Source organism: Streptomyces sp. NPDC059092 (genome assembly GCF_042756365.1).
GTDB lineage: Bacteria > Actinomycetota > Actinomycetes > Streptomycetales > Streptomycetaceae > Streptomyces.
Window position 1 is genome coordinate 1 of record NZ_JBHZEJ010000116.1, and the last position, 12926, is coordinate 12926.

Sequence of the window (12926 nt, forward strand, 5' to 3'; positions counted from 1 at the left end):
GGGGGGTGGGGGTCGTTTTTTTTTTATTCCCGGGTGGGGCGCGGGGGGGGGGGCCCCCGCGGGGGGGGGGCGCCCCCCCCGGGGCGGTCCGGGACGGTCAGGCCAGGTAGTCCTCGGCGCCACCGGTGCGCACCGTGTCCAGGGTGAAGCAGTGGAAGCCGCCGCCGAACAGGCGCCGGTGCCGGTGCCGGACCGGGACGACGGTGAAGCCGTGCTTCTCCAGGGTGGCGATGAGGGTCTTGCAGGCGTCGTTGACCATGACGGTGTCCTCGTCGACGGACAGTACGTTCAGGTCGATGTAGGGGCTGGCCGGGATCGGGTCGCCGTTCTCGTACTGGGGGTAGTCGTCGATGCCGGGCGGGGGCGGGACGACGGTGTCCCAGCCGCGCAGTGCCTCGGGCAGGTAGTCGACGACGCCGGGGTCGCGCAGCAGCAGGGTTCCGGGGCGCAGCGGGACGACCACGGAGTCGATGTGGCTCTGGGTCAGCTTCGCCATGCGGTGCACGCGAAACCTTCCGTCGAGGTGGCGTTCGAGCCAGTCGCAGGCGAGAGCGTGGTTGGCGTTGGAGATGTTGACGATCAGGTCGCGGCCCAGGCGCAGACAGTTGGCGCCGTCGATCATGGGCTCAGGGCCGACGTCGTAGGGCGAGTCCCGCGGTTGTAGGGGGACCTCGATGTTCGGGGCCGCGTTGGGGATGTTGTCCGGGTCGAAGGAGTGGTCGGTCATCATCGGGCGCGGCATGGTCGTCCAGCGGGCGCCCGCGCGGAAGTAGTCGAGGAAGACCGGCTTGAGGAACTGGGTCTCGAAGTAGCGGTCGCGCAGCATCGGCGGGGTCTCGATGATCTCGTCGCCGAGGATCAGGGTGTTGTCGCGGAGGTTGAGCGGCGGTGTGACGGCGGCCTCGAAGGCGGGGGTGGCGATCCTGGTCAGGTCGGATCCGGGCAGCCTGGGGCGGTGCACGGTGACGCCGAGCGCGGTGAGACGGGCGGCGATGCCCTCCACGTCCTCGATCAGTTCGCCGAGGAACCGCTCCTTCATCTCCAGGCGCCGCGGGGAGTTGCGTGCCCGGCGTTCCTCGCCGTCCCGCCAGGTGGAGAGGGAGGGGTAGTAGCCGCGGGCGCCGGAGATGTTGTCGCTGATGAACATGTCGAACGACATGTCGCGCACCCGGTCGCGGTAGCCGTCCGCGGAGCCGAGAACGACCTCCTTCAGCGGGGTGAAGTCGTCGTAGCTGTTCAGGCGCATCGGCGGGGGCCTTCCGTGGGACGGTGGGGTGCGGGCGCCGGGCCGGCGCCGGTCTCCGTGCCGGTGACGGCCCGTGTGCCGGGGCCGCTCCTCATCTCCGGGTCTCCTTCCTGAGGAAGGTCGCGAGCCGCCGGACGCCGGTCTCGATCCGGTCGGGCTCCAGGTAGCTGCACGACAGCCGGATCTGCCGGTCGCCGCGGTCGGTGAGGGAGAACTGGCGCATCGGCGTCCACAGCACGCCGTACTCGGCGGCCGACACCTCCAGGAGTGCCAGGTCGGCGGGTACCGGCAGGTCGACGCGGACGAAGAAGCCACCGGCCGGCCGGTGCCGGACGACGCCCGGCGGCATGCCGTCGGGCACGTGTCGCTCCAGGGCGCCGGTCAGGCAGGCGAGGTTGCGCCGGTAGCGCTCGGCCTTGCGCCGGGCGAGGGCGGCCAGCGAGCGCCCGTGCTCCAGGAGCAGTCCGCCGACGACGGCCTGGGACAGCGGTGAGGTGTTGACGGTGACCATGGTCTTGAGGTCGGCGAGTTCCTCGGCGAGCGTCCGTTCGCCGTCGGTGTGCCGCACCCGCTGGTCGGCGACGGCGTAGCCGACCCGGGCGCCGGGGAAGCCGACCTTGGCGAAGGTGCCGAGGTGGACGACGCGGCGCCCGGTGTCCAGCGCCTTCAGGCCGGGCAGCGTGTCGCCCTCGGGGGCGGTGAAACCGTAGGCGTTGTCCTCGATGAGCAGCAGGTCCTCGCGGGCCGCCAGGTCGAGCAGGCGATGGCGTAGGGCGAGGGGCATCCGGGCGCCGCCCGGGTTGGAGAAGTCGGGAGCGACGTAGCAGGCGCGGACACGGCGGCCGGCCGCGCGGGCCTCCCGGCAGCGGACGGCGAGGTGGTCCACGTCGAGTCCGTCGGGCCCCTCCCGGACGTCGGTCACGGGGATGTCGAGCAGTCGCGCGGCGCCGACGATCCCCACGAAACAGGGGTCGGCCACGGCCAGTACGTCCCCGCCGCCCCGGAACAGCGCCCGCAGGGTCAGCAGCATGGCCTCCTGCGCGCCCACCGTGATGACGATCTCGCGGGGTGCGGCGTGGATGCCCTGGTCGGCGCTGAGCGCCTGGGCCACGAGGTCGTTGATCAGGCCCTGGGCGGGTCCGTACTCGTAGAGCACGCGTTCGGCGCGAGCCGGGTCGAGGCCGCGGTCGGTGACGAGGTGGGCCAGGAAGCGGTCGGTCAGGGCGCGGGTGTCCAGGCCCTGGACGAACTCGGGGTGGGGGGCGCCCGGCGCGAAGGAGATGGCGTCCGGGTGGCGGCCCATCACCTCGTTGAGGAAGCCGATGGCGCCCAGAACCGGGTCCTGGAGCGATCCGTGCAGGTCGCCGGCGTACAGGTCGGGGGCGCCGGTCACCGTCGGCTCCGTCCCTCGGCGCGCCGTCGTTCCCGTTCCTGCCAGCGCCGCTCCACCTTGTCCAGGACGTCGGGAGCGTAGGCGCGTTCCGCCTGGGCGACGGCGAACTCGGCGAGGTAGTCGCGGAACAGGTCGAGGGGTTCCTCGGCGACGGTGAGCATGCGCCGGTTCGCGGCGACGGCGGGCGCGGACAGTGCCGCCACGGCGCGTTCGACCGCGTCGTCCATGCCGTCGGCGGGCACGATCTCGTCGCAGAGCAACTGGGCGTCGGGGTCGGTGGCGGCGATCCTGCGTCCGCCGAGCACCACCTGACGGGCGAGACGGGCGCCCGTCAGCCGGGTGAGCCGGAGGTTGCCGAGCCCTGGCACGATGCCCTCCTCGGCGGCGGGCAGGCTGACGTACGAGTGCTCCTCGGCGACGACATGGTCGAGGACGAGCAGCAGTTGCATGCCGCCACCGATGGCGAAGGTGTCGACGGCGCCGATCCACGGCTTGGTGACGCTCCGCTCGCTCCAGGCGCCGGGCCGCGGGTCGGTGAGCAGCCCGCGGAGCATCTTGTTGACGTAGCCGAGTTCGCGGCCGAGCAGGAACTCGACGAAGGAGATCCGCCCGTCGCGCAGGTCGGTCAGGTTGACTCCGGCGCTGAAGACGCGCCGTCCTCGGTACGCGGGGTGGTCGACGACGCCGCCGCGCAGGACGCCGACCCTGACCGTGTCGTCGAGCAGGACGAGGTCGACGGCGGTGTCGAGGTCGGCGATCAGCCGGTCGTCCTCGGCGTTGAGCCGGTGGGTGTTCCGGAACTCGACGTGGGCGGCTACGCCGCGGCGTTCGACGAGGACGGTGTCCAGCTCGGTGCGGCCCTCGGCGCGGAAGCCGTCCAGGAGCGCCAACGCCCTCGGGGTGGGCCCGAGCATCGTCTCCACGAGGTGCCGGCCGGCGGTCGGCGAGCGCAGCACCGCGCCGCAGAACAGCGCCTGGTCGATCTCCCGGCCCTCCTTCTCCGCCTGGATGAGCCGGCGCTCGGCCGCCATCTGCGCGCGGGTCGGCACCAGGCCGGGAATCCGGTCGGCGGCCTCGTACACCAGGTCCGGGAGGCGCACGGGGCGGCTCAGTCCATCGGTGAGCAGCCCGTACACGGTCCCGGCGTGCCGAGCGAGGAAGGCACGCCGGACCTGTCGGGCGCTCGTGTGGACCGCGGCGGCACGGTCCCGGTCGTCGGGAGTGCGGTCGGGGCCGGGCGGCGGCAGCGCGGCGAGCTCCCGCTCGGCCCCGGCGACGTACTCGGCCAGGTGGCGGGCGTCCTCTTCGAGCCGGCCGGCCGGGTCGGACCCGGAGTCCGCGGGACCGCCGGCGGGAGCACCGGCGGACCCGGAGTCCGCAGGGCCGCCGACGGAAGCGCAGGCGGGCGCGTGGGCACTCACCCGGCCACCTCCGTACGGTCCGCCGCGCGCCCGGTCGGGGTGCCGGGACCGTTGTCGCGCAGACGGCGCAACTCGCGGTCGCAGGCCGCGAGATGGGCGCCGAGGGCGTCGTGGTACTCGGCGGACGCGGCCTCCTCCAGCAGACGGCGGCGGATCCGGGTCTCCCGGTCGGAGAGCCGGCCGCGCAGCACGGCCGCGGTGTGGATGGCCTCGGACAGGTCGTCGCTGACCTGGTCGATGATGCCGAGTTCGGTGGCGTCGGCGAGCGAGATGGCGGAGTCCCACAGCACGATGCGCCGGGCACGGGCCAGACCGATGTGCTGGACGAGCCGGTAGAGGGACATGCCGGGCCAGAAGTGCCCGTCGTTGATGGGCAGCATCAGCCGCAGGTCGGGGGTGCCGATCCGGAAGTCCGAGGCGAGCAGCAGGTCCAGGACGGGACCACCGCAGGTCCCCTCGGCGACCGCGATGTTGACGTTGTCCAGCCGTTCGAGACGGCGGACGGCGCGCTCCCAGCGGTTGACCTCCTGGATGGACACGTCACCCGGCCATTCGCGGGCGGCAGGGGGCGGCGAGGGCGTGAACCGGAGGACGACGAGCGTCCGTTCGCCCGGTTCCTCGGCCTCCTCGCACACCGCGTTCACCGCCGCGGTCAGCTCGGGCAGGGGGCTGCCGCCGTCCAGCCGGGCGAGGACGCCCAGGCCGCCGGGCAGCCCGGTCAGGTCGCGTTCGGTCTTCATACCGGCAGGGGCTCCTTTCGTCACCAGCCCACCAGGGCCGTCTCGATGGTGGATCCCGGCCCCATCGTCATGAGCACCCCGAGGTCCCCGGGTACGGCGGCCTTCTCGTCGCGCAGCCGCTCGTAGGAGAACAGGAACGAACCGCTGGAGAGGTTGCCGTGGTCGCGCAGGACCCCTGTGGTGTGCCGCACGTCGTGCCGGGACAGTTCGAGGTTCACCCGTATCGAGTCGATGACCTTCTTGCCGCCGGAGTGCACGACCCAGTGCGCGATGTCGCCGCCGCGCAGCCCGGTGCCCGCCAGCAGACGCGCCACAGCGGTCTCGGCGTTGGCGCCCACGACGTAGGGCACCTCGGAGTCGAGATAGAAGCTGAACTTTCCGTGCGCCTCGTCCCAGTCGTACCGCATCGCGCCGACGGCTTCGGGGATGATGTGGCTGGTGAACCTCAGCAGCGCCGGAGCAGGCGGCGGCTCCTCGGCGGGGCGCCCGGGGGTGCGGACCGCGACGGCCGCCGCACCGTCGCCGAACAGGCTGTTGACCACCGAGGAGCGCATGGTGCCGTCGAAGACGTAGGCGGCGGAACAGACCTCGACACAGACCATCAGCGCGAGTTCGCCGGGGTGAGCGCCGGCCCAGCCGGAGACGGCGTTGAGAGCGTTGAGCCCGGCGTTGCAGCCCATGCCGACGACGTCCAGGCGCTGGCAGGACCGTTCGATGCCGAGGTCCCTGATGAGCAGCGCGGAGAGACCGGGGGTGAGCAGTCCGGTGGAGGTGACGCAGCACAGGTATCCGACGTCGGCGAGCGACGCACCGCTGTCCCGCAGACAGCGCTCGACGGCCTCACGGCCCAACCGCAGCCCGCTCTCGGTGTGTTTGCGCAGCAGGTCGCCCTGGGCCTCGACGACGGGCGTCCCGTCGGGGCCCATCGGTGGCAGGGTGAGATTGCGGCGCTCGATGGCGCCGCCGAGGAAGACGGAGCGGATCCGCGGGTCGGTGATGCCGAAGGTGTCCAGGACTTCCCGCTGTGTGTAGGAGGCGGGAGGCACGGCGGTGCCGACACCGAGAATGCCCGGCGCGCCGGAGCCCGGCCACTCCGGCAGGTTCCCGGGCGCCGGGTCCACCGGTTGCTGGGTTACGCGCACGTCTTCCTCCGTATGACACGTGACCGGGTCGCCGCCGCCGAAATCCGTCTCGGCCTGGAGGCGATGTTCCAGGAGAATGCCGTGTGCCGCACCCGTGCTAGCCGCAGTTACGGAACCGTCCGGCGAACGGCCGCCGGACACCCGTAACGGCGGGGATCGTCGATGCCGCCCCGCCCTCTCCGGTCTAGCGTTTCGGGATCACCGCACCGCGGTGCCCGACGCCTTTCCTTTCCGGGAGAATCATGAAGAACGGCGCCCAAGAAGGCGACCCGGTCCTCGAACGATTCCATTTCCTCGTCAATGCCCCGGCACTTTTCCATGCCGTCACCACCGCCACCGAACTGAGAATCTTCGCTTTCCTGTCCGAGGAATCCGGCGCACGTGCGGAGGAGATCCAGGCGTTCTGCGGTCTGCCCGCGCACCAGTTGCGCGTGCTGCTCCAGGCGGTCTGCACAACGGGGCTGCTCGAACGCCGGGACGGCGTCTACCACAACTCCCGCGTCGCCGAGGAGTTGCTGGCGGCGGACGACGAGCCGAACAGCTGGAGCCACATCCTGACCGGCTGGAAGGAGGTCTACTACCCGGCGTTCTCGCACATGACGACGGCTCTGCGGGCGGGCACCAACACCGCCCTGGCCGCTCATCCCGGTGATGAGCCGACCCTGTACGGGCGGCTGGCGCACAACCCGCCGCTGGAGGAGGTCTTCCACCGGGCGATGACCGCCTTCACGCTCCGCTCGGTGGACGCGCTGATCGAGCAACCGGTCTTCGACGGCGTGCGGCACGTCCTGGACGTGGGCGGTGGCGACGGCAGTACCTCGGCGCGACTGGTGGCACGTAACCCGCTTCTCAGGTCGACGGTGTTCGACATGCCGAGCGTGTCGAAGCTCGCGTCCGGCGCGGAGGCCGGCACGTACCCCGACCGGGTGAGCCTGATGCCGGGCGACATCTTCACCGACCGGTTCCCCGCGGGGCCGGACGCGGTGCTGTTCAGCCATGTGCTGGAGATCTTCGACGAGGACTCGATCCTGCTCCTGCTGAGCAAGGCGTACGCCGCGCTGCCGGCTGGCGGAAGGGTCATGGTGTACGGCTACAACGTCTCGGACGACGAGACCGAGGGGGTGTTCGGCGCCCGGCTCGGGCTGTACTTCAATGTGCTGGCCAGCGGCCGGGGCATGGCCTATCCGGCCCGCGACTACGAACGGTGGCTGCGCGAGGCCGGGTTCGGGGAGGTCGCGACCGTCTCCGGGCTGCCCTACGAGCACGGGCTCAGTGTGGGCGTCAAACCCTGACGCGAGCCCTCGCACGGGGCCTGCCGGGCCCTGTTCACACCGCGGCGCGCGGTCCCGTCACCGGCGGGGCCGCGCGCCTCGGTGTGAACACCCGTGTACCCGGGCCGGTTTCCCGGACCGGACGCACGGGCCGGGTACACGGGCCGGGTCAGCCCCGGCCGCGGGGACGCAGGCGGGGGCGCCTGCGGGCGTGGGGAGCGGCGTAGAGCCGGAGCAGGTGGTCGGCCAGGGTGTCCGGGGTGGGGTGGGCGAAGACGGTGGCGGCGCTGATCTGGAGACCGGTGACGGCGCCGAGCCGGTTGCGCATCCGGGTCGCGGTGAGTGAGTCGAAGCCCATCTCCACGAAGCTGCGTTCCGGGGCCACGGCGTCGCCGGTGTCGTGTCCGAGCACCAGGGCGGCGTGGACGCGGACGAGCCGCAGCAGTTCCGCGCCCCGCTCGGTTGCGGGCAGGGCCGTGAGGCGGCGCCCGAACTCCTCGGGGTTCTCGCTGTCTTGGACGTGCCCGGCGTCCTGGTACGCGCGGATTCCGGAGGCCGCCCTCCGCATCTCGGGCACGCCGTCGAACAGCCGCGCCAGCGGACGGGCGCCGGGGGTGGCCGCGAGGTGGTCGGCGAAGAGTTCTCCGTCGGCGTGGAGGACGGCGATCCGGGTGTCTTCGCCGGAGACGGCACGCTCCAGCGCCCGCAGGGCGAGGTCCGGACGCATCGGGATCAGGCCGCCGTGTCCGACGGGGCCGTCCTCGGCGGGCGTCTCGGCCCACGGTCCCCACGCGACGCAGGTCACGGGCAGTCCCTCGGCGCGCCGCTCCTCGGCGAGGGCGGCCAGGAGGGCGCCGGCGACCGCCTGGTGGGTCCGGCCGACGGCACCGGCGGTGGCGGCGAAGGACGAGAAGAGCACGAAGGAGGTCAGGTCGGTCCGCTCCCGGGTGAGGTCGTGCAGGTGCCGGGCCGACTCGGCCTCGGCCCTCAGCACCTCCTGGAACCCGGCGACGGTCTGCTGGGCGAGCGCGCCGTCGTCGGGTGTTCCAGCGGTGTGCACGACCGCGGTCAGCGGGCGCTCCGCGGGGACGCCCTCCAGCAGGGCGGCCACGGCGGCCCGGTCGCCGACGTCGCAGGCGACGAGATCGGTACGGGTGCCGAGGGCGGTGAGTCCGGCGCGCAGCGCGTCGGCTCCTTCGGCGGCGGGACCGCGCCGTGAGACGAGCAGGAGGTGTTCGGCCCCGTCGCGGGCCAGTCGCAGGGCGACCTGCCGGCCGAGGGCTCCGGTACCACCGGTGATGAGGACCGTGCCGGTGGGGGGCCACGGGGTGGCGGTTCCGGTGGAGGTGCCGGTCACGGCCCCGGGTCCGCCGACGGGATCGGCCGGGCGCGCCGGGTGGGCCGGTGTCCCGGGGCCGGAGGGGCCGGGCGCGGGAGCCGGGGCGGGGGCGTGGGCGACTCGGCGGGCGAAGACACCGGAGCCGCGGACGGCGAGCTCGCTCTCGCCGGCGACGGTCCCGGCGGTGTGGTCGTCGACGGGGGCGCCCGTGCCCTGGTCCAGGACGGCGGCGAGCCGGCCGCCGATCCAGCCGTCGATCCGCTCGGGCAGGTCGACGGTGCCCGTCCAGTGCTCGTGGGCCTCCAGAACGGCGACGCGCCCCAGCGCCCGCACCCCGAACTGCTCCGGGTGGACGACGCGTTCTCCACCGCCGACGGCGGCGGCGGACCGGGTGGCGTGCCAGACGGGGACTCGGAGGCCGGTCTCGTCCAGGGCGCGCAGGAGCTCCAGGGTGAGGGCGACGCTCCGAGGCACCGCGTCGTGTGCGGGGTGGCGTCCGGTCGCGAGGGCCAGCAGGGACAGCACACCGGAGACGGCGCCGACGCCGCTCACCGCGGCGCCGAGCCGTCCGGCCAGGGCGTCGGTGCCGGTGCCGGTGCCGGTGACCGGTACGGTGACGGGCCTCGTGCCCGCGGCGGACAGCGCCGCGACGAGGCCGGTGACCCAGGGGTCGGTGACGAGATCCGCGGGGACGGCGACGAGCCAGTCGCCGGCCGGCGCCGCGGACGGCACGGCGACCGGCGCCCAGGCGGTGCGGTAGCGCCAGCCGTCGACGAGGCGGTCCTCGTCGCGGCGGCGCCGGTAGGCGGCCAGCAGCGGCAGCAGGGCCGCTGTCGACTCCGCGTCCCCGAGGGAGAGTTCGGCGGCGAGTGCGTCGTCGTCGGCTCCGTCCGCGGCGTCCCGGAGAAGAGAGCCGGCGGCTGTCCGGCTCGGGGCCCTGTCGTCCGAGGGCAGCCAGTAGTCGGCGCGCTGGAACGCGTACGTGGGCAGGTCCACGGTGTGCGGTGCGTTGTCGGGGACGCCCAGGGCCGCCGGCCAGTCGATGTCGATGCCGCGCGCGAACAACTGGGCCAGCGCCTGGGTCAGGGCCGCGGCCTCGCCGCCCTCCGCGAGCAGCGCGGGGACGAACCCGGCCTCGGGTGCGCTGTCCTGGCCCAGGGTGGACAGCACGGCGTCCGGGCCGATCTCCAGGAAGGTGGTCACGCCCTGGGCGGCGAGCGCGGCCACCCCGTCGGCGAAGCGGACCGGCTCGCGCACGTGTCGCACCCAGTGCTCCGGCTCCACCGGCCGGTCCCCGGGCAGGAGTTCGCCCGTCAGGTGGGACATGACCGGGATCTCGGGCACGGCGCAGGTGAGGGTGGCCAGTTCGTCGCGCAGCGGGGCCAGCACGGGCTCCATGAGCGGCGAGTGGAAGGCGTGCGACACCGTCAGCCGCCGGGTCCGCGCACCGCGCTCCTCCAGGCGGGCGACGATCTCGGCGACGGCGTCCGCGGCGCCGGACAGCACCACGGAGTCGGGCCCGTTGACGGCGGCCACGCCGATGTCGTGCGCGCGGCCCTCCAGCAGTGGCGCGACGTCGGCCTCCGACAGCCGCACGGCGACCATCGCGCCGCCCTCCGGCAGGCTCCGCATGAGCCGGCCGCGGGCGGCGACGAGCGCGCACGCGTCGGCGAGCGTGAGCACTCCGGCGACGTGCGCGGCGGCGATCTCCCCGACGGAGTGGCCGGCGACCACGTCGGGCCGTACGCCCCAGGACGTGACGAGCCGGTACAGAGCGATCTCCACGGCGAACAGGGCGCACTGGGCGTGCAGGGTCCCGGAGAGGGTGCTCCCGGCGTCCTCGCCGGTGTCGAACACGACATCCCGGAGTGACGGTTCGTCGGGCAGCAGAGCGTCGAAGCGGGCGCAGACGGCGTCGAAGGCGTCGGCGAAGACGGGGTACGTCCGGTACAGCTCGGCCGCCATGCCCGCGCGCTGGCTGCCCTGCCCGGTGAACAGGAATGCCGTACGCCCGGCCGGCGCGCCGCCGACCACGAGGCGCGGCGCGGGCCGGCCGGCGGCCAGCGCGTCCAGCCCCGCCACGAGGTCCGCGCGCTCTTCGCCGACGACGACGGCCCTGCGTTCGAACACCGACCGCCGGGTCGCGAGCGCGACGGCCAGGTCACGCGGGGCGGGCACGTCGTCGTCCGGCAGCCGCCGCAGGTGGGCGAGGAGCCGGCGGGCCTGCTCGCGCAGCGCGGCCGGGGAGCGCCCCGAGACGACCCAGGCGACGGTCCCGGCCGGGGCGTCGGTGCCACGGACGCCGGACACCGGGACCGGGAGCCCGTCCCGAATCTCCTCGGGAGCCTCTTCAGGAGCTTCCTCGACAATGACGTGGGCATTGGTGCCGCTGATGCCGAAGGAGGACACACCGGCCCGCCTGGGCCGCTCCGTCGCGGGCCAGTCCACGGAGTCCCGCAGCAGCCCGACGCCGCCGCTCGACCAGTCGACGTGGTCCGAGGGCTCGTCGAGGTGCAGCGAGCGGGGCAGTACGCCGTGTCGCATCGCGTGCACCGTCTTGATGATGCCGGCCACCCCTGCGGCTGCCTGGGTGTGGCCGATGTTGGACTTCACCGAGCCGAGCCGTACGGGCCGCGCGTCGGCCCCGTCGCCGCGCCGTGCCCCGTACGTGGCGAGCACGGCCTGCGCTTCGATCGGGTCACCGAGCCGGGTGCCGGTGCCGTGCGCCTCCACGACGTCGATGTCGGCGGCCGTCAGCCGGGCGTCCGCGAGGGCGGCGCGGATGACGCGTTGCTGGGCGGGGCCGTTGGGCGCGGAGAGACCGTTGGAGGCGCCGTCCTGGTTCGTCGCGGTGCCGCGCACCAGGGCGAGGACCCGGTGTCCGTTGCGGCGGGCGTCCGACAGCCGCTCCACCAGCAGCACGCCCGCGCCCTCGGCCAGCGAGGTACCGTCCGCCCCGGCGGCGAACGGCTTGCAGCGTCCGTCAGGGGCCAGACCGCGCTGCCGGCTGAAGCCCACGAGGGCGCCGGGTCCCGGCATCACGGCGACGCCGCCGGCCAGGGCGAGGTCGCACTCGCCTTCGCGCAGCGCCCGTACCGCCATGTGCAGCGCCACCAGCGACGACGAACAGGCCGTGTCCACGGTGACGGCCGGGCCTTCGAGGCCCATGACGTACGAGACCCGTCCCGACACGACGCTGCCGGCGGTGCCGGTGAGCAGGTGGCCCTCGGTACCGTGACCGGCCTCGTGCAGGCGGGGCCCGTACTCCTGGTAGTGCGAGCCGACGAACACCCCGGTACGGCTGCCCCGCAGCGCCGCCGGGACGATCCCGGCCCGCTCGACCGCCTCCCAGCTCGTCTCCAGCAGGAGCCGCTGCTGGGGATCGGTCGCCAGCGCCTCGACCGGTGAGATGCCGAAGAACTCCGCGTCGAACCGCGCCGCGTCGTGCAGGAACCCGCCCTCCCGTACGTACATCCGGCCGGGTGTGTCCGGGTCGGGGTCGTACAGCGCGTCGAGGTCCCAGCCCCGGTCGGTGGGCAGTCCGCCGATGGCGTCACCACCGGAGGCGACGAGGTCCCACAGGTCCTCGGGGGTGGTGACGCCGCCGGGGTAGCGGCAGGCCATGCCGATGATGGCGATCGGGTCGTCGGCGGCGGAGGCGGCGGAGCTGCCTGGCTCCTGCGGCGCCGGAGCGACGGCGGTCTGTTCCTCACCGAGGATCTCGGTGAGGAGGTGCCCGGCGAGCGCGGTGCAGTCGGGGTGGTCGAAGGCGAGCGTGGCCGGCAGCCGCAGTCCGGTGGCCGCGCCGAGCCGGTTCCGCAGGTCGACGGCGGTCAGCGAGTCCAGTCCGAGGTCCTTGAACGCGCGGTCCGGCGCCACGGCGTCCGCGTCGGCGTCCGTGTGCCCGAGCACGGTGGACACCTGGGCGCGTACCAGGTCCAGCGCCGTGGCACGACGCTCCGCGGGCCGCTGTCCGAGCAGCGACCGCCGCAGTGCCGTGGACCTGTCCGCCGTGCCGGTGCCGGTGCCGGGCGCGGTGAGCCTGCGGCGGCGCGGCGCGGCGGGGCGGCGGACGAGGGTGCGCAGCATGGGGTGCGCGGGTGCGTCGTCCGCGCCCGGAGCCCGGGTGTCGAGGCGGGCGGCGAGCACCAGGCTCTCGGGGGACACGATGGCGCGGTCGAAGAGGTCCAGGCCGTCGCGGGTGGACAGTGCGCCGGCTCCCATGCGGTTCATGCGGGCGAGGTCGGTGTCACCGAGGTGCCCCGTCATCCCGCTGCGCTCGGCCCACAACCCCCACGCGACAGAGACCCCCGGCAGACCACGCGAGCGCCGATACGCCGCCAACGCGTCCAAAAACGTGTTCCCCGCCGCATA

General features: G+C 73.8%; 7 protein-coding genes. 1 reads left to right on the top strand and 6 read right to left on the bottom strand.

All coding sequences use genetic code 11. From position 1 onward, the window contains the following. Positions 1-97: 97 nt before the first annotated feature. From ACFXPL_RS35970 to dpgA, 5 genes are all read right to left on the bottom strand, one after another. Entirely contained in the window at positions 98-1246 is a 1149-nt protein-coding gene (locus tag ACFXPL_RS35970; protein WP_384927381.1) for a glycine amidinotransferase, read from the bottom strand. Positions 1247-1337: 91 nt separating this feature from the next. Beyond that, the gene (locus tag ACFXPL_RS35975) at positions 1338-2639 is read right to left on the bottom strand and encodes a PLP-dependent aminotransferase family protein (protein WP_384927382.1); all 1302 of its coding nucleotides are present in this window, start codon (positions 2637-2639) and stop codon (positions 1338-1340) included. Continuing rightward, positions 2636-3928 carry a (3,5-dihydroxyphenyl)acetyl-CoA 1,2-dioxygenase DpgC gene (gene dpgC / locus ACFXPL_RS35980; protein WP_384927387.1) on the bottom strand — a complete coding sequence of 431 codons (1293 nt, stop codon included), beginning with the start codon at positions 3926-3928 and terminating at the stop codon, positions 2636-2638. Before dpgC ends, ACFXPL_RS35975 begins: the two co-directional genes overlap by 4 nt. A 128-nt stretch (positions 3929-4056) precedes the next feature. Beyond that, a complete protein-coding gene (dpgB, locus tag ACFXPL_RS35985; protein ID WP_384927383.1) occupies positions 4057-4800 on the bottom strand; it encodes an enoyl-CoA-hydratase DpgB in 744 nt (247 codons plus the stop codon). 20 nt (positions 4801-4820) lie between these two features. Next, positions 4821-5942 (bottom strand): 3,5-dihydroxyphenylacetyl-CoA synthase DpgA, encoded by a 1122-nt coding sequence (gene dpgA / locus ACFXPL_RS35990; RefSeq protein ID WP_384927384.1) that lies wholly within the window; start codon positions 5940-5942, stop codon positions 4821-4823. Between the two features lie 242 nt (positions 5943-6184). Here dpgA and ACFXPL_RS35995 point away from each other — a divergent pair, with 242 nt between their 5' ends. Then, positions 6185-7234: a methyltransferase gene (locus ACFXPL_RS35995; protein ID WP_384927385.1), complete on the top strand. Its 1050-nt coding sequence runs from the start codon at positions 6185-6187 to the stop codon at positions 7232-7234. Between the two features lie 148 nt (positions 7235-7382). On the opposite strand, the gene ACFXPL_RS36000 is transcribed toward ACFXPL_RS35995, so the two are convergent. Then, the coding region (locus tag ACFXPL_RS36000; RefSeq protein ID WP_384927386.1) for an SDR family NAD(P)-dependent oxidoreductase at positions 7383-12926 on the bottom strand (5544 nt) is incomplete at its 5' end.

Bases quoted from the DNA above. Each gene is read 5' to 3' on its own strand.
- ACFXPL_RS35995 (WP_384927385.1), top strand. From the start codon at position 6,185: ATGAAGAACGGCGCCCAAGAAGGCGACCCGGTCCTCGAACGATTCCAT.
- ACFXPL_RS35970 (WP_384927381.1), bottom strand. From the start codon at position 1,246: ATGCGCCTGAACAGCTACGACGACTTCACCCCGCTGAAGGAGGTCGTT.
- dpgB (WP_384927383.1), bottom strand. From the start codon at position 4,800: ATGAAGACCGAACGCGACCTGACCGGGCTGCCCGGCGGCCTGGGCGTC.